Below are 17,127 nucleotides of genomic sequence, written 5' to 3'. Positions count from 1 at the left end.
ACCTCCTTACACAGATAATTGGTCTTGTTCACAGTCGATTACATAAGGTTTTTCTACTTGTTCATAAATCGCTACATAATCTTTAAGAGGGTTCATCTGTAAATGTTCATAAATCTCTTGTCTTTCTATATAACTAAAACCTTGTAAACGTAGATTTTGTTCAAACATCTCTAAATCTACTAAAGAGCGCTCACTTAAATCTGTCGTAACAAAAGCTATATGTCTATGTTGTTGACATAGTAATAACATATCCAACCAAGTATATTGAACATCTTCAAACAAGAAGAGATCGCTTGATTGTTTCGAATGAAGTTCTGCTGTAAAACGCAAACGACTTTTTTGTGTAATCAATTGATACCAACGTCCTTCATATTCTTCTAAAGTCAATTGATTTCGCCATACTTGCATTGCATGTTGCTGTTCTAGATGACGTGTTTTATTCATTGCTTTTCTTTCAATATCTACTTGGATTTTTTGTGCTTCTTTAAATAATACTTGGTGATGTGCTTTGAAAATTTTCAATTGTTGTTGTAATTCTTCTTGTTGCATATGAATAACGTGATTTGCTTGATTGAATTGTTCAATTACCGCTTTCGAATTTACAATATCATGCTGTAACAAATCCATCTGTATGTTCATCTCTTCTTTGTTTTTAATCACAACTGCTGTTTTTTCTTCATATTGAGACGCTAAAGATAAAACATACGTTTCCGCTTCTTCTACCATGCGCTCATGTTCTTCAAGTACATCATACTTTGATAACAATTCCGTTTTATATTGTTTCCGAGCATTTTCTAAATCCTCTAACGTATCATATTGCTGACTACGACCAGAAGTTGTTTGTTTACTTAGCTTCACGGTTTTACGCATGGCTGAAATATCTTGATTCGCTGTTTCGATGACGCCTTCATATTCTTTTTTTGCTTGTTCTAAACGATTAATAAAATCATCCATTTTTGTTTGCAGCATGCGCACATCTTGGTCAAAACGAAATTCAATACGTTCCGCATAATCTAGTTGTATCATTAATTTCTGTTCTAGTTTTTCTTTTTCTTGTTTCATACCTGCTAAAGCATATGTTAATTTACGGACACTTTCCACAACATGTTCTTTCCAACGATTTTTTGCTTTGTAGTTAATCCCTAATGATAGTGGTTTATTATCGAGTAAACCCAATAATTGTGTTAATTGATCTTCTGCATAATGACGATCATAATGTGCGTTCGGCTCATCTGGAATCACGAATGAAATTCCAACCTTTTTCAATTCATCTTCTACATATGGGAACTGGTCATTTAAACGCTCTTCAACTGCTTCAATACCATTAAATTTTTCTAAATAAATTTGGGTTAGTTCTGCATAAGAACTTGCAAATTGTAAATCCATTGGGATATCTAAAAATTCAGCAGTTTTTTTAACTTTTTGAATTAATGCTTGAACATGCTCTACTTGTTGATTTGTCAAAAATAATTGGTGTTCTGTTATCATGTCTTCCACATATTTTTTTCCAGTATGCTGATCTGTTTGAATACGTTCAATTTTAAGTTCACAATCTCGGATAATTATTTGTGAACTTTCAATTTTTTTCACTGCTTCAATATTATCTGTATAAGAAGGAATTTCTTGATTAAAAATTAACCATTCTTGCTCTAAATCTTGATAATACTGAATTTTTTCTTCTTTTTCGCGTTGTAAATCTTTTACACGCTGCTGTTGCTCATGCCATGCATCTTCTAATTCAAAACGTTCTTGCATTAATTGATCATTTTTAAAAGCTAATCGCTCTTGTTCCTGTTCATATTGTGTGATGGCTTCTTGCATTTGGGTGATTTTTTGAAGATTTTTTTCTTCTTCTTCTTTTAAATACTGCTGTGTTTGTTCAACTCTACTTACATATTGCATATTTTGTTGTAACTTTTCATTATAGTGAATCAACGCTTTTTGCTGTATTTTTTCTTCACGTTCACTTAATGCATTCGATACTGTCGTGATTTCTACTGTATTTTTTTCAATCAATGGTGTTTTTACATATTGAATTGCCTTATCTGCTCGACCATCTGCATGAATCGGTAGTAAATGAACATATTTTTCAGATAATTTTTGTGCCAAATCATATTGATGAATCGATAAAGTCAATTGTTCATGACTATCAACAAGTTGATTCACCATATGTTGAATACCTTGTTCTATATCATCTTTCATCATCGTAAGACCTGAAAAGTTGGTTTGGGTATGGTATGGATTTAATAGTGGATGGTGAATTTGGGGGCAATGCATATGTGCATCGTGTATAGCTCGCAAACGTCCTCGTAGAATGAGTAATTCATTATATTCTTTTTCTTTGTATAAATAAACTGTATCAATTGAATCACCAAAAACAACTGTTGCATCTTGTAAAAATAGACGATTTTCTTCTACATTCATCTCATCACATCGAGCAATTTTTTCGAATTGATCTCCAATACGCTTCCACACTTCTTGACCTTTTTGTTGCTTCGAAGTGAGAGGTGTTTCATATAACGTAATTGTTAAAACTTCTTGTGCTTTTTCAATTGAAGCGACACTATACGGATAATGAGCTTGTTCCATTAAATAATCAATATATGTTGACCAGCTATTTAACTTCTTTAAAATACGTTGCTCGCTTTCACTAGAAGGTAATGTATAAAAAGCTGTCCAAAACTCTGAAGATAGCGTACTTTTTGGTTCATTCAAATGAAGGTCGATTAATAGATAGGCATCATCTATAGGCAGTTCACACTGGATTGTTGCATCTATAATTTCAAAAACTGATATACTCGCTTTTACAAGTAATTGTATCAGATGTTGTGATGCGTGATGTTGTATAAATACACCTAAAAAATGAGCATCTTGTGTTACTTGTGGGTAGCGTATAACTTTTGCTTCGCCTTCAAAATCTTTCAATAACATGTCGACTGTTCGTCCATCTTCTAGCAATTGTGATGGATTATTTTGATCCAATTGCCATTCTGCTTTTACTTTTTCCATCATCAGCACATCGCTCCTTTATTTCAATTCTCTGTTCAATCTATACCCTCTCCGTTCTAAATTTAACAATATTATCAAAATTTGAACACTTTTATACAAAATAAAAGAAGCTAAGGATGTCTCCCTAGCTTCTTTTGTACTTATGCTTTTTGATAGCGTAATACAGGATTACGTGCAGCACGTGTTTCATCTAGACGGTTAATGACCGTTGTATGTGGTGCTTCCTGTACGATTTCTGGATTTTCTTCTGTTTCTTTTGCAATTTGAATCATTGCATCACAGAATTCATCTAATGTTTCTTTTGATTCTGTTTCAGTTGGCTCAATCATCAATGCTTCTTCCACATTTAATGGGAAGTAAGTTGTTGGTGGGTGGTAGCCAAAGTCTAACAGACGTTTTGCGATATCAAGTGTACGTACACCTAATTTCTTTTGACGACTCGCACTTAATACAAACTCATGTTTACAGTGTTGTTTGTACGGAAGTTCGAAGTATGGTTCTAAACGACGCATCATATAGTTTGCGTTTACAACTGCTTGTTCAGTTACAGCTTTTAAGCCGTCTGGACCCATTGTACGAATGTAAGTGTAAGCTCGTACATTAATACCGAAGTTACCATAGTAAGGTTTTACGCGACCAATTGTTTGTGGACGATTGTAATCAAACGCAAATCCTTCTTCTGTTTTAACTAATACAGGTGTTGGTAAGAATGGAATTAAGTCTGCTTTTACGCCTACAGGACCTGAACCAGGACCACCGCCACCATGTGGACCAGTGAATGTTTTGTGTAAGTTTAAGTGTACACAGTCAAAGCCCATATCTCCCGGACGCGCTTTAGACATTACAGCATTTAAGTTAGCACCATCATAGTAAACTTTACCACCTACTGAGTGAATGATATCTGCAATTTCAAGGATATCTTCTTCAAATAGACCAAGTGTGTTAGGATTTGTTAACATAAGTGCTGCTGTATCGTCGCCCACTTTTGTTTTTAAATCTTCTAAATCGACAAGACCATTTTCAGCTGTTTTAACTGTAACTGTATCAAAACCTGCAACTGCAGCAGAAGCTGGGTTTGTACCATGCGCTGAGTCTGGAACAAGTACTTTTGTACGTTGTACATCACCATTTGCTTCGTGGAATGCACGGATCATCATTAATGCTGTCCACTCACCATGTGCTCCAGCTGCTGGTTGAAGCGTTACTTCATCCATACCTGTAATCTCTACAAGATGTTCTTGTAAATCATACATTAACTCCATTGCACCTTGAACAGTTGACTCATCTTGTAATGGATGGATGTTTGCAAACCCTGAGAAACGCGCAACAGCTTCATTAATTTTCGGATTGTACTTCATCGTACAAGAACCAAGTGGGTAGAACCCTGAGTCTACACCATGGTTACGATTTGATAATGCTGTATAGTGACGCATAATATCTAATTCTGATAGCTCTGGTAATTCAGCTGCTTCTTCACGAATTAATGAAGAAGGAAGGATCTCTGATAAATCTACTTCTGGTACATCTAGTTCTGTTAAGCTATATCCTGTACGACCTTCTTTTGAAAGTTCGAATACTAATGGTTGATTATCCTTATGCATGTTGAGCCTCCATTTCTGCAACAACTGCGCTCGTTTCAGCGACTAATTCGTCGATTTCTTCTTTCGAGCGTTGTTCTGTTACACAAATTAATGAATGTTTTGCTAAGTTTTCATTTACGCGTTTCAAATCAAAACCACCGATGATGTGTTTTTCAAATAATGCTTTATTCAATTCTGTTACATCTACTTTTGTATTTACAACGATTTCGTTGAAATGAGCACCTTTAAATGTTACATCGAAGCCTGCTTTTTCAAACGCTTCTTTTGCATAGTGTGTTTTCAAAATATTTTGTTTCGCCATTTCTTGCATACCTTTTTTGCCAAGAGCTGTCATCGCTACAGAAGCAGCTAATGCATTTAAGGCTTGGTTCGAACAAATATTTGAAGTCGCTTTTTCACGACGAATGTGCTGCTCACGTGCTTGTAATGTTAATACATAACCACGACGACCTTCTAAATCAACTGTTTCCCCTACTAAACGACCTGGTACTTTACGCATTAACTTTGTTGTTGTTGCAAAGAAACCACAGTGTGGGCCACCAAATGCTTCAGAGATACCGAATGGCTGTGCATCACCAACTGTAATATCTGCACCTAATTTACCTGGAGGTGTTAGGATTGCAAGTGATAATGGATTAGATGATACAACTGATAAACCTTTTACTGCATGAATTAGTTCTGATACTTTACCTAAATCTTCTACTTGACCATAGAAGTTTGGATATTGAACTAATACAGCAGCTGTTTGATCATCGATTAATGATTCAAGAGCTTCCATATCTGTTACACCATCTTTAGCAGGAACAGTTACTACCTCAATCGATTGACCGTATGCATATGTTGTAACAACGTCTTTTGAAATTGGGTTTACTGTATCAGAAACTAAGATTTTTTTACGGCGTGTATGTGCAGCAGCTAACATACCAGCTTCTGCTAATGCTGTTCCGCCGTCATACATTGACGAGTTTGCTAAATCCATACCTGTTAATTCAGCAATCATTGTTTGGAATTCAAAAATAGCTTGTAATTCACCTTGTGAAATTTCTGGTTGGTAAGGTGTATAAGCTGTATAGAATTCTGAACGTGAAATCACATGGTCCACAATAACTGGTTTGTAGTGGTCATAAACACCTGCACCTAAGAATGACGTATATTCGTCATGGCTCGCATTTTTCTTTGCTAACGCTGATAATTCTTTTAATAAAGCTGTTTCAGATTTAGCTGGTTTAATATTATACTCACCTTTAAAACGAACTTTTTCCGGAATATCGGCAAATAATTCATCTACAGATGAAACGCCAATAACGTCTAACATTTCTTTTTGATCTTGTTCCGTCATTGGTAAATAACGATGCTTCATAGGTAAAAACCTCTCTTTATTGTTTTATTTTGAACGCTTATAGAATGGTGTTGCGACAACAGATACTTTACTACGACGATTACGCACTTCAATTTCTAGTTCTGTCCCTAATTCAGCAAATTTTGCGTCAATTAAAGCTAAACCAACATTACGTTTTGTCATTGGTAATTGTGTACCAGTTGTTACCTCACCGATTTCTTGATCACCTGCGAATACTTTGTACCCATGGCGTGGAATCCCTTTATCAATCATTTCAATCCCAACACTTTTACGTGATACGCCTTGCTCTTTTTGAGCTGCTAATGCTGCTTTCCCAACAAAATCTTCTTCTTTGTTTAATTTCACAACGAAGTTAATTCCTGCTTCAAGCGGTGAAATTGAATCAGATAATTCTTGACCATAAAGTGGTAGACAAGCCTCGAAACGTAATGTATCACGACTACCTAGACCACATGGGATGACACCTTTGTCTTTTCCAGCTTCTAAAATGGCATTCCATTGTTCTACAACGGCATCATTTGAAGCGTAGATTTCAAAACCATCTTCACCTGTATAACCTGTTCTTGAGATAATTGACTTATGTCCTGCTACTTCTACATCTGATTGTAAATGGAAAGGCTTGATTGCACTTAAATCAGCTGTTGTTAGTGTTTGAAGCACTTCTTCTGCAAGTGGCCCTTGCAGAGCAATTAATGCAAAATCATCTGAAGCGTTTGTAATTTCAACACCATCGATTTTATGTTCTAACATCCATGCGAAGTCTTTTTCAATATTTGCGGCATTGACAACTAATAGGTATTCTTCTTCATCCAAACGATAGATTAGTAAATCATCCACAACACCACCGTTTTCATAGCACATTGTTGTGTATTGTGTTTGGTTTACTTTTAGCTTCGATACATCATTTGTTACAAGTTGTTGTAAATAAGCTAAACTTTCTGAACCTTTTACGAAAATCTCACCCATGTGTGATACATCGAAAAGACCCGCCTTTGTTCTTACAGCTTCATGTTCTTCTTTGATTGATGAAAATTGTACCGGTAGATCCCATCCACCGAAATCAATTGTTTTGCCACCATATTGAGTATATGTATCAAATAATGGTGTTCTTTTTAATGCGTTTGCCATTGTGTAACCCCCTTTATTTCATAAAAAAAGACAGAGAAATCCTGTTTATTTAGGATTTCTCTGTCCTTGCACCTGAAAGTTTGACCAATAATGGCTTTCCCCTTTGGTGGCTGCACGAAGCAGCGCTCTCCAGAGTTGCGTCCTGTACGAGTCTTTTTGCCTGAGAGATTCATAGTGATTTTTCACTACTTGCTCCTTCGGCGACGTAACTTTACGTTCTCTCCCCGTACATTCACCCGCGCGAGTTTTATCTCGATCGATTCGTTTGTAAGTATTGTCAATGTATTATAACAGGCTTTCTTGCATATATCCTAACATTAAAACCTCATACTCCGCAATATTTTTATTGAAAAACTTTAAAAAACGAACGTTATTTTAAGATAAACACCAAATCATTCGCCTTTTAAACGATTCACTTGGAATCCCGCGTACTCCACAATCTGTCTCAGTGTTCTGTTTTCTGTTTTGATTGTAATGTGAGCTGCTTGCTTATATGCTTTTCTTCTTTCATGGTATAACTGCTCTAATTCTTCTTTTGTCGAGCGCTGTACAATAGGGCGATTTTTGTCACGATGTATTCGTTTCCAAATATCCGGAAATGTAGCATCTAAAAATAGGACGAGTCCTGTTTCACGCATAATTTTACGATTTTCTGGATTAACCGCTACACCGCCACCTGTTGAAATAATACAATATTCATCGCGAAATGTACGTAAGAAATCGGTTTCGATTTGTCGAAAATAATCTTCACCATGTGTTTCGAAAATTTCTGGAATCGTCATCTTTTCTCGTCGAACAATTTCATGGTCCATATCATAGTAAGGTAATTTTAAATAAAAGCTTAGGCGACGACCGATTGCGCTTTTACCGCTACCCATATAACCCACTAAGTAAATCTTTCGCATCTTTTCACCTTCTCCAGTTACGACTCACACAACCTTTTAACCGTTAACTCATTTTTTATATAGTAGCATGAACGTGGCGTGATTCCAATAACTGTCGACTAATCCGCTTAGATTTTTATAGAAAAATAAGTTAATCTTGCTTTTTTGTGTACATTTGTTGAATTTCACTGATGGTTTGCTGCTCTAACTCTTCATACAAAAGCATATTCGTCTCGTATGATTGAAATAACGTTAATACATAACTCGAAATAAATAAAAGTAAAATAAAGAGTATAGGTAACATAAAGCCTTGCTCATTATTTAAGCGATAAAACAAAAGTTCTCCTCCTTATCGTGTCGTTTCCCATTTTACATTGAATTATGAAAAGCTCTTTTTCTAAAGAAAAATGAACTTTTGTAACAGCGACTAATTTAATATCTGTTCCATCCCCTAATCCATATGTTTTGATAATACGATTTTTAGAAAAACGATATGTGGATAAATACTTTTTCTCTGGATTCGTTTCGTTTGCTTGCTCTAATTGAATCTCTTGATCATTCACTACATAAATTGCTTCGGATTTTTGTAAATCCGCTCTAAACTCACTCAAAAATACTTCAAACTCTGCTGTATTTGTTCCAATCATAAATTCTTTAGTCTTCTCATACCATGGAATGATGAGTGGTATGGTTGCTGCAACCATACAGAGGCACAGTAGTTGTAGTAGTGCTTCTAACAATGTGTAGCCAGATTGATCTACTTGTACTTTACACATGAAGATTTTCGCTCCTCTTTGTATAAGTAGGTTGTACATACTTGTTGCGCAGCAATTGTCCATTGATAAAAACTACGGTCTACTTGTATTTCCCCTTGTACTTGATGAGGGTTTTTCAAATATATTTTTGTTGCTTCATAGTTTACATGCATAGCATGCAAGCTCATTCGCCGCTTTTGCATTTGATCATATAAATCATTCGTCATCGGAATGATCGTTAAAAAAATACAACTAAAAAAGAATAAAGCTAACATCGTTTCCATCATCGAAAATCCGTTTTGATTATTTGACCGTGATGCGGCCCGACCCCAGATAAACATAGACATCTTGTTCGCCTCCAAAATACAGAAAAGTAAGCCTCCCTACATACGATGCATTGCCATTTTCGTTAAAGCCGATTTTATAGAGTGTTGATCCTCTCTTAATTTTCATACTACTCGGCATCGTTCGAACAAAAATCTTTTTATTGGTTTCTCTTTTTTTAGCTGAATACAAATGTGTCTTTTCATCAAAAATTAAATCCATTTTTACACGATGATTTTTAGCATATTGCTGAATATAAACTGCGTCACTGACAAGTTGCTCAAAGAAAAAACGCGTTTCTTTTTCTTGAATGCCTTTCGTACCATAAATAAGTGCAATGCTAGCTACGATTAGTGTCATCATAAGAACGAGCAACATCTCAACAAATGTAAAACCTTGCTCACTGCGGTGCATTCGACTTAACTTCACCTTGTTCAATCGTCACTTCATATGCCTTACAGCTTTTTTCTTTTGAGCCTTCCTTTAAATAATGTTCTGCTTCAAGCACTTCAATCGTTGTTGGATATATGCCTTTATCAATTTTATATGCTTCTACTTGCCCTTGAACCATCTTCACGTAAGCATTGCACCCTTTGTCATCGACAGTTTGGAAATGTTTCGTAATATTAGGGATCGCAATCAAAATGAGTACACTAATCTTTATTTACAATACTCATAGTATTACTATTAAATTTTTATTTGACTTTATTATTAAAAATCTCATTTATTTATTAATTACAATATATTGCTTTAATGATAGAATTAGTAATTGTAAAATAATAGAAAGAGGTTGTATGTATGAAAAAGTTATTATTAGGTTTACCAATTGCAGCTGCATTGCTACTAAGTGCTTGTGGGGAAACTGCTGTGGAAAAAGTAGATAAGGAAAAAACTCCTGCTGCTTCTGAAAAGAAAAAAGATGAAGAAAAGAAAGACCAAGTTTATAAAATTGGCGATACTGTAAAAATTAACGACGTTGAATACACAATTAAATCAGCTAAATTATCAAACGGTCAGCAATATGTTGAACCATCAAAAGGTAAAGTTTTAACAATTGACCTTACTGCTACAAATAAATCTGATTCAAAAGTATATATTTCATCTGGTGAATTTAATTTATCTAAAGGCGATGAGCAATTAGAAAATTACTTTGCTGATAAAGCACATATCGGTGCTGATCTGAACAAAGGGAAAACGATTAGTGGTGTCATTCAATATGATGTCGAAGGACCTGGCACATATGAATTAATCTACACACCTACCTTCTCTTTAGATGCTAAAGAAATCAAATGGAAGATTTCAGTTAAGTAATATTAATTCAGTACAAAGGCGGCGAGCATAGTAATGGGGTTTTTTCGTAAAGATACAAAAACACAAGTTCCTTCCGTTAAATTAGCTGACAAAGAAACACTTGTAACACATACATTAGAGTTACAACAAGATCACTTGAGAATTATAGCTCACGATAAATCTATTCGTACACTAAAATACTCACAAATAACCGACCTAGCGCACACAATGAGTATAGAAACTTTAAGTAGCGATAAGTCGCCAATCGGTCGTGCTGTAGCTGGTGGTTTATTATTAGGTGGTATTGGAGCAATAGTCGGCGCTGCTAGTGGTATCGGTCAAAAAACCAGCAAAGCTAATCGCTTTCATTTGATTATTGCTTATCAAGCATCTGACGGAAAAGATAAACTTCTAGCTTTCACAGACTATTCAATTATAAATAAAAGCTCTGCGTTCTACAGACAATTAAAGCGTATTGTAGATGGAAATGCTGAAGGTAAAATAACTTCTCTATAACATAAAAAAAGCCCCTATCTCTCCACAATTGTGGAAGGACAGGGGTTATTTTTTACTTAGCTGTGAACTTCACATACTTACTCGATGCTGTGATGTAATTACCAACAATCGTTTTGTATTGATATGCTCCATCAACTTTTATTTTATCTACAATTGTTAGTACAGTATTTTTGTCTACTGTTCCAGTCGGTTTAGACCAACGTGGACCATTGTAATAGTTTAGATCATCAACTAAAACTTTGATTGTCCCAATAACTTTCGGTTGAGTAGGTTTACTTGGCTTATTTGGCTTAGAAACTTGTGTAACAGATGATTTGTTTAATTCTTTTTTTACTTCTGCTACGAATTTCTTCCACGTCCAGCCACCTTTACCCTCTCTAATATCGCGTGGGCAGTTCTTTCCTGTGAAGTAATTGTGCTGAACCATTTTGCTAATTGGAATCTTTTCATCTTTTAAAATCTTAGCTGCTAATTGTACAGCGTTACGCATTGTTTTATTCCAATCACTACCTTTATCTACGCAAATTTCGATAGCGATTGATTTATTATTTCCTACACCAGCGTGCCAACATCGGTAGTTATTAGGAAACGATTGATATGCTTTAATATCGTCGACTTGGTAATGCCAAGATGCTTGTCGGCTATTACCGTTTTTTTGTAGTAAGGCGTGATTTAAAGCTTTTGCCCCTTCTTTGTAGTTGTCAGTCGTGTGGATACATAGAAACTCTTTTGTATTCCCTGTACCGTAAGTCACTTTTTTCGCTTCTTCTGCTGTAAGCATATATGTTTTATCGATTGTTACCATATTACTTCAATCCCTTCTCTTTTAGCTCATTTTCTTGTTCTTTTGCTTTTTTAGTTATGATGTACGAATTTTTGTACACCCCATATGCTACGAGGACGAATGGCACTGCCTTAACTAATACTTCTGTAAAAGCATTAATGCTGTCGTCTGTAAACCACACAAAGCTAATTCCAAGTGTTTGCAAAAATAAAAGGACTGCTCCAAGCAACCCTCCAAAAAGTCCGATATATTGTTTTAATTTGTCTGCTGTCATGTTATTGACCTCCTTTAATTACTAATGCCATTAAACCGACGATTACTGCCCCGATAATGCTTGTAGCCACCCACCAAACGATTTTATCGAGTTTATCCAAACGTTTATGCGCTGACTTTGTACTCTCATTCGCGATATCTGCAATGCGCTGCGCTTCTTCTGCTTTTAACTCTGTTGCTTCTGCCATTTTTCTAATTTCTTGTACGCCATCCAATTTTGCATCGATACCACCGAGTCGTTCAAAAATACTCATCATCACGTCTTTTTCTTCCACAATCCCACCAACTCTCTATTCTTAGCAATAAAAAAGCACCCCGTTAAGAGTGCTTACATCACTATATTTTTGAAGCCTGCTCATTTATTTCGTCATAAACTTTCTGCATATTTCTTTCATATGCACTTTCGTATTCTTCTTTTGTTAGAACGCCCTTTTCAGTAAGTATTTCAACTAAAGCATTGATACGAATACCCTTTTCAAAACTGCCACCAATCAGTGCATTAAGCATTTCTTTCTCATCCATATTATCATCCCCTTTTAACAACTTTACAATAAATGTAAATAAAAAGGAATCGTAAATTTATGCTTTTACAAGTGGATTAAGGTTTTTGAACTCACGTTTGATTTTGTCGATGAGTGTCGGCTTGTCTTTGTCAAACACGACTTCGATTTCATAAGCGTTGCCTGCTTCATTCGATTCTTTAACTTCTGTAATGCGCGCATCTAATGTGATACCCCAATCTTCGTGCTGGAGTGTGACGATATCGCCAATATCCCAATCTTCTTCATATTTAAAAGGTGACTTTGTTAAGATTTGCCCACTCATGAAAATTTCCGCTGCTAATTCTGCTAACTTTTCATTCCCACGATCCGTTAAATCTTTTTCAATTTCAGCTGGTGGACGTGTTGTTTCGTTACCTTCATTGTCTGTATTCGTATCTGCTATATCACGAGCATCTACATACAACTCATGTCGTTCGTAACCTGCGTTTGTATCGTTTATCATCACAATCTTACGTGCTGTACCTTCGCCTTGCCCTGCCACAACAGCCATGTTTTTATAGTCGAGATATGATTCTGTAAATTCCAATGATTTGAGCGAATTGAATTTAGGCGAAAAAATAACAGGATTATTAACACGTTGATACGCTGTTAAGTCCTGTCCTTCTGATACGTCAAATACAAATTTTTTATTTACGATATCAATTGTAATGTTCCAGCCAAGACCAGATAGTTCTGAAATCGTCTGTAACTCGTCTGATAGCGTGTCAAAACGTGCTGAACGACTAATCGTATCGCCACGTTGTAAATCGGGTGCTATGATTAAGTTGGGAATGATACGCTTTGAATCGACTGGATTGACTGCTGATACATTAACATAATGCTTCATGACCGTTTCAGCTTTACCACTTTTAGTATCGTGTGATGTATGACTTGGTGGCATAATAATACGTTGTGACAGCCATGTTTTGAGTGATAATGCTTTGATAAGCCAATTCTCTGTTTCTTTCCCATTTTCATCTAGTTCGATTTCTCGATGCAGGATAACGTGACCCTTCTGCAATTGATTTGTGGGAAAAACAATATGGTCTTTTATCAATTCATTTGCGCCATGTTGATACCGATTGATTTTAAGTTCAAGCATACCAATTGAGTGCCATTTGCGTGTAATTTGTAATGATTCGTAAAGCGAGATTTCGTCGATAAGATTAAACTCTCTGTCGATTATTCGTAGCATATTTCACCTTCTTTCCACAATAGAAAAAACACCCCCGAAGGAGTGTTTAGAAAATACCGATTCTCAAAACGCCAAATTCTGCTTTCAAGTTTTTGTGTGCAATAGAACACGAATTTTCTTCAGCTTTTTTCTTTTCGAGTTGTTCTACACAAGATTCTCTCATTTTTTGTAATCTCAAAAATACATCTGAATCTTCTAGACTTCTTTCTATAGCAGATTCTATTAAGAAAACACGTTCATCTAAAACTTGAATTTCATTTTGCAACTTCTCTAATTCTTCGAATTTAATAATTAATTCTCTTCCCATTTCATCTATCCACTCTCTATTCTCTTTCATCAACACCAATATCACCACCCCTCTGTATACAATCATACAAAGAAGTGGCAAATATTAACATGATAGCTTTACGCTATTTTTGACATAAAAATAACGCTAGTCGATTGACTGCGTTTACAGAGTGTTATGTTCCTGTTGTGTTAAAGGAATTTGAGGTGTCGCCATAATCGCTAATTTGTCTGCTTCATCTAAAAAACCTTTTGCGATTGCTAAGTCTAATTCGACTTCTGTTGCTACTCGGTTCTGCCAATTTCGTAAAAATAAATTGTAAACTGCCTGTGATTTCGCCATTACACTGCACCTCCTAACATTAATTCCATGATTAACGTGTCTTGTTCAAGTTGTGATGCTTTCAATGCTTCATTTTCTACTTTCAATTCGTCAATTTCATTTTTTTCTTGAACTTGTGGTGACATAGCATTGATGATATCAACTTGTGTATTATATTCATCTACTGTTAATTCCATGATATCACTATGTGGTTCAAAATTAACTTGTGATGTCTGTACTAAACATACACCTTTTTCTAAATCATAGACTTGTGTACCTACTACGAATTGATTGATATCTAACGTTTTATAATCAATCACGCCTTTTGGATTGATGTTAATAATTTTTAAGTATTTCATATTATTTCCCTCCTACTAGCAATGCTGATAGTTTAAACCGTTTTGTATTTATATTTAAAATTTCTAGAGTTTTACCGTCTGTATAGACTGGATTATTTCCTCCTAATCCATAAAAAAGTCCACCAGTAATTGTTTCGAATATTCCTCCACCTAGAGGTATCGATGAATTAGAAATTTTTATATCCAATAAAATTGTTCCGTTTAACTCTTGTTCGCGGTAATGTATAATATCAGGGTTTTCGAACATAAAAGCCTTTAATATACCTCTCCCTTCGTCAACAAATGAAAAAGTTTGTTGAGTTGTATATCCTGTGATAGGTATCCGTTGTATTAAAGTACCGTTAAAATCATAAACTTCTACGTTTGATGGAGCAAAATAAATTTTATCATTTACAACATTACGAATATATCCTCTACCTAATGTAGATGTGTCGATAGATGTACGCAATAAATTCCCTGTTTTATCATATTTTTTAGCAATAGATTGTGTCCAATCATAGTTATTTAACGTTACCCAATCTAAATTTTTATACGGGTGTTGTAGATTCATAAAAGCTTTCACAGCTTTATCACTCTTTGATTTGTTTCCGAATGCACCACCATGATTTTGTATCTCAAACATCTCTACACCTCGCTCACTAAATCACCATCTACATCATAAGACAGCGAGTATATTTTTGTAGCTTTTACTGTAATACCGTCTGCATTGTAAAACGTCAGTGTGCGAGTGTTGTATTGCGGACTTGTTCCACCACTTAATACCGACTTAGCGAAAATCGTATTATCTGATTTACGTTTATACGTGACAGTTGTAAAAATCCCTTCACTGTCCTTAGAGCTTTTTACAATCGATAATTCATTTGCATTTTGTAACTCTGCAACTTCTTTTTCGATTGCACTTTTAAATTGCGCGTATTCTGCCTTATGTGTCGTAAGCTCACTCGCAAGTTTAGCTCCGACATCGCCATCTAATTGACCTTTAATGCTATCAAACCACATCGTAAACGCTTGTTGTTGTGCAATCTGCCAATCTGTTACAGACTGTTCGGTCACATCTGCAATTGAAGCAAACCACGTATCAAATTGTTGCTGAAATACACTCGTCGGCACTGTGATTAAAGACTGTACAATACCACATAAGTTTTCATCTGCTCGCTCGTCTTTGATGTCACTTACCACAATAGATGAAGTATTTTTACGAATGCGCACTTGTGCTAGTGATAATTCATAAATGTATTGGTCGCGTTGTAAAGTCGGTGGGATAGGTTCTAAAGCCGATACACCTTCTTTTACGAACACCTTAATAAATCGACTAGCATTTTTTAAGTCTAGTCGTAATACAATTCGGTCAATTCTATCTAAAGTCTGTTCAGGGATAGAATGTGTGAGCGTTAATGGTGTTGTATTTTCATAGCTGTAGCCTTTGATTAATGCTCTGCCCACATTCACGCTCGTTGTCATTGTCCCTGCATTCACAGTAACTTGTAGACCGACTGCTTCACCGTTTGAGATTAGTCCACTTGATAAGACAGAACCAAAATAGTCTGCGAAATCTGACGCATAATGCCACCTTTCATCTCCTGGCGCACTGTTAAAAAACTTGAATATTTCTGCCATGTTATCACCCTTCCTTATACCGCGTTATATAGCTTACTGTAGCTGATATTTACGATTGCACCTTGTATGTCGTTATCTGCTGTGTACTCGATTTCATTCTCACCAATACATAGATTAAAAAGAGTTGAATCAAGCGTAATCCAATGAAATACGTTACGTGAAGTTCCATCTTCCGATACAAAATGAACTGTTTTATTATCTGCTGATGTGTCGATAATCATACGTTCGCCTTCGAGTAAATTTTGCTTCACATGAATGAATTCGCCCGTTGTATTGTTGATAATTTTCGGATTGGTCGCTGGACCATGAAACTCGATAAAAATTGGTGTCGGTGCGTTTCCGTCGTTATTAATAATTCTCTTGTCTTGTTGTAGTCCCATCTGAAATGGTCCTGAAAACGGAAATTGGAATAATGGCTTGAACGCTGGTTCTTCTTCGATTTTCGTACTTTTCCAATACGGATCAGGAGCAATAAAATTAACAGAACCGTTTTGAATCATTTCTGTTCTATCTCCACCGTCATTAAATTGTGGAACACTATCGGCTATGCAAGTAATTAAACGTACAATGCGTTCGTTTTCGTACTTTAAAACACCTTGACCTAACTTCGGGTTTAACACGCTTGCAACGTGTTCTCGCATACGTGATACATCACCATACGTTTCTTTCGCTTCGGCATTTGCCACGATTAAAAACTCTAATCCGATTTCTCTTTCAGCTAATAACGCATCGATAAAAGACGAACCGTCATTATAAGCTGATTTTTGAAGTTGTATATTTGCTGATACATCACCAAGACCTGTAACGGATTGTATAAAAAATGGAGCGTCAGCAAACTTCACTGACTGCCCCAAACTATTAGTAAATTCGACTGTTTCCATTT

Annotated in this window: 23 protein-coding genes and 1 riboswitch; of the genes, 2 read left to right on the top strand and 21 right to left on the bottom strand. The window is 35.7% G+C overall.

The annotated features are described in order from the left end of the window. Nucleotides 1–6: 6 nt before the first annotated feature. The 10 genes from ASO14_RS06170 to ASO14_RS15175 all read right to left on the bottom strand — a co-directional run bounded on the left by ASO14_RS06170 (nucleotide 7) and on the right by ASO14_RS15175 (nucleotide 9,638). Nucleotides 7–3,012: a coiled-coil domain-containing protein gene (locus ASO14_RS06170; protein ID WP_068452933.1), complete on the bottom strand. Its 3,006-nt coding sequence runs from the start codon at nucleotides 3,010–3,012 to the stop codon at nucleotides 7–9. 137 nt (nucleotides 3,013–3,149) lie between these two features. Then, nucleotides 3,150–4,610, bottom strand: a complete 1,461-nt coding sequence (gcvPB, locus tag ASO14_RS06165) for an aminomethyl-transferring glycine dehydrogenase subunit GcvPB (RefSeq protein ID WP_068452930.1) — start codon at nucleotides 4,608–4,610, stop codon at nucleotides 3,150–3,152. Beyond that, nucleotides 4,603–5,970 carry an aminomethyl-transferring glycine dehydrogenase subunit GcvPA gene (gene gcvPA / locus ASO14_RS06160; RefSeq protein ID WP_068452927.1) on the bottom strand — a complete coding sequence of 456 codons (1,368 nt, stop codon included), beginning with the start codon at nucleotides 5,968–5,970 and terminating at the stop codon, nucleotides 4,603–4,605. Before gcvPA ends, gcvPB begins: the two co-directional genes overlap by 8 nt. Nucleotides 5,971–5,994: 24 nt before the next feature. Then, entirely contained in the window at nucleotides 5,995–7,098 is a 1,104-nt protein-coding gene (gcvT, locus tag ASO14_RS06155) for a glycine cleavage system aminomethyltransferase GcvT (RefSeq protein ID WP_068452923.1), read from the bottom strand. A gap of 138 nt (nucleotides 7,099–7,236) precedes the next feature. Next, nucleotides 7,237–7,334: riboswitch (glycine riboswitch) on the bottom strand. A gap of 156 nt (nucleotides 7,335–7,490) precedes the next feature. Further along, nucleotides 7,491–8,003, bottom strand: a complete 513-nt coding sequence (locus tag ASO14_RS06150) for a shikimate kinase (protein ID WP_068452920.1) — start codon at nucleotides 8,001–8,003, stop codon at nucleotides 7,491–7,493. Nucleotides 8,004–8,133: 130 nt separating this feature from the next. Then, the gene (locus tag ASO14_RS06145) at nucleotides 8,134–8,319 is read right to left on the bottom strand and encodes a hypothetical protein (protein WP_068452917.1); all 186 of its coding nucleotides are present in this window, start codon (nucleotides 8,317–8,319) and stop codon (nucleotides 8,134–8,136) included. Beyond that, nucleotides 8,300–8,758, bottom strand: a complete 459-nt coding sequence (locus ASO14_RS06140; protein WP_068452915.1) for a competence type IV pilus minor pilin ComGF — start codon at nucleotides 8,756–8,758, stop codon at nucleotides 8,300–8,302. Before ASO14_RS06140 ends, ASO14_RS06145 begins: the two co-directional genes overlap by 20 nt. Beyond that, entirely contained in the window at nucleotides 8,740–9,021 is a 282-nt protein-coding gene (locus ASO14_RS15130; RefSeq protein WP_068452914.1) for a hypothetical protein, read from the bottom strand. The genes ASO14_RS06140 and ASO14_RS15130 overlap by 19 nt, the downstream gene beginning before the upstream one ends. Nucleotides 9,022–9,040: 19 nt before the next feature. After that, complete coding sequence (gene comGD / locus ASO14_RS06130; RefSeq protein ID WP_068452913.1) at nucleotides 9,041–9,475, bottom strand: competence type IV pilus minor pilin ComGD; 435 nt, start codon at nucleotides 9,473–9,475, stop codon at nucleotides 9,041–9,043. After that, a complete protein-coding gene (locus ASO14_RS15175) occupies nucleotides 9,462–9,638 on the bottom strand; it encodes a hypothetical protein (protein WP_231726985.1) in 177 nt (58 codons plus the stop codon). Before ASO14_RS15175 ends, comGD begins: the two co-directional genes overlap by 14 nt. Nucleotides 9,639–9,859: 221 nt before the next feature. Here ASO14_RS15175 and ASO14_RS06120 point away from each other — a divergent pair, with 221 nt between their 5' ends. Then, nucleotides 9,860–10,372 carry a DUF4352 domain-containing protein gene (locus ASO14_RS06120; protein ID WP_068452908.1) on the top strand — a complete coding sequence of 171 codons (513 nt, stop codon included), beginning with the start codon at nucleotides 9,860–9,862 and terminating at the stop codon, nucleotides 10,370–10,372. Nucleotides 10,373–10,405: 33 nt separating this feature from the next. After that, a complete protein-coding gene (locus tag ASO14_RS06115) occupies nucleotides 10,406–10,867 on the top strand; it encodes a hypothetical protein (RefSeq protein WP_068452906.1) in 462 nt (153 codons plus the stop codon). A gap of 52 nt (nucleotides 10,868–10,919) precedes the next feature. Here the strand turns inward: ASO14_RS06115 and ASO14_RS06110 are convergent, their stop codons facing one another. The 11 genes from ASO14_RS06110 to ASO14_RS06065 all read right to left on the bottom strand — a co-directional run bounded on the left by ASO14_RS06110 (nucleotide 10,920) and on the right by ASO14_RS06065 (nucleotide 17,125). Further along, nucleotides 10,920–11,672, bottom strand: coding sequence for an N-acetylmuramoyl-L-alanine amidase (locus ASO14_RS06110; RefSeq protein WP_068452903.1), 753 nt, complete (start codon nucleotides 11,670–11,672; stop codon nucleotides 10,920–10,922). Between the two features lies 1 nt (nucleotide 11,673). After that, entirely contained in the window at nucleotides 11,674–11,925 is a 252-nt protein-coding gene (locus ASO14_RS06105) for a phage holin (RefSeq protein ID WP_068452901.1), read from the bottom strand. Between the two features lies 1 nt (nucleotide 11,926). After that, on the bottom strand, nucleotides 11,927–12,199 hold the full coding sequence (locus tag ASO14_RS06100) for a hemolysin XhlA family protein (protein ID WP_231726984.1): 273 nt from the start codon (nucleotides 12,197–12,199) through the stop codon (nucleotides 11,927–11,929). Between the two features lie 61 nt (nucleotides 12,200–12,260). Continuing rightward, nucleotides 12,261–12,446 carry a hypothetical protein gene (locus tag ASO14_RS06095; protein WP_068452899.1) on the bottom strand — a complete coding sequence of 62 codons (186 nt, stop codon included), beginning with the start codon at nucleotides 12,444–12,446 and terminating at the stop codon, nucleotides 12,261–12,263. Nucleotides 12,447–12,503: 57 nt separating this feature from the next. Next, entirely contained in the window at nucleotides 12,504–13,661 is a 1,158-nt protein-coding gene (locus tag ASO14_RS06090; RefSeq protein WP_068452896.1) for a siphovirus ReqiPepy6 Gp37-like family protein, read from the bottom strand. A 46-nt stretch (nucleotides 13,662–13,707) separates the two neighbouring features. Next, complete coding sequence (locus tag ASO14_RS06085; protein ID WP_156422348.1) at nucleotides 13,708–14,004, bottom strand: hypothetical protein; 297 nt, start codon at nucleotides 14,002–14,004, stop codon at nucleotides 13,708–13,710. 108 nt (nucleotides 14,005–14,112) lie between these two features. Beyond that, nucleotides 14,113–14,289 carry a hypothetical protein gene (locus tag ASO14_RS14995; protein WP_156422347.1) on the bottom strand — a complete coding sequence of 59 codons (177 nt, stop codon included), beginning with the start codon at nucleotides 14,287–14,289 and terminating at the stop codon, nucleotides 14,113–14,115. Then, nucleotides 14,289–14,627 carry a hypothetical protein gene (locus ASO14_RS06080; RefSeq protein ID WP_068452891.1) on the bottom strand — a complete coding sequence of 113 codons (339 nt, stop codon included), beginning with the start codon at nucleotides 14,625–14,627 and terminating at the stop codon, nucleotides 14,289–14,291. The genes ASO14_RS14995 and ASO14_RS06080 overlap by 1 nt, the downstream gene beginning before the upstream one ends. Nucleotide 14,628: 1 nt before the next feature. Further along, nucleotides 14,629–15,249 (bottom strand): hypothetical protein, encoded by a 621-nt coding sequence (locus ASO14_RS06075; protein WP_068452888.1) that lies wholly within the window; start codon nucleotides 15,247–15,249, stop codon nucleotides 14,629–14,631. A 2-nt stretch (nucleotides 15,250–15,251) separates the two neighbouring features. Then, complete coding sequence (locus tag ASO14_RS06070) at nucleotides 15,252–16,244, bottom strand: hypothetical protein (protein WP_068452886.1); 993 nt, start codon at nucleotides 16,242–16,244, stop codon at nucleotides 15,252–15,254. A gap of 14 nt (nucleotides 16,245–16,258) precedes the next feature. Then, nucleotides 16,259–17,125 (bottom strand): phage tail family protein, encoded by an 867-nt coding sequence (locus tag ASO14_RS06065; RefSeq protein WP_068452881.1) that lies wholly within the window; start codon nucleotides 17,123–17,125, stop codon nucleotides 16,259–16,261. Nucleotides 17,126–17,127 lie beyond the last annotated feature (2 nt).

The sequence above is a fragment of the Kurthia sp. 11kri321 genome (assembly GCF_001534765.1).
Lineage (GTDB): Bacteria > Bacillota > Bacilli > Bacillales_A > Planococcaceae > Kurthia > Kurthia gibsonii.
This window is presented reverse-complemented; position numbering and strand designations above follow the sequence as displayed.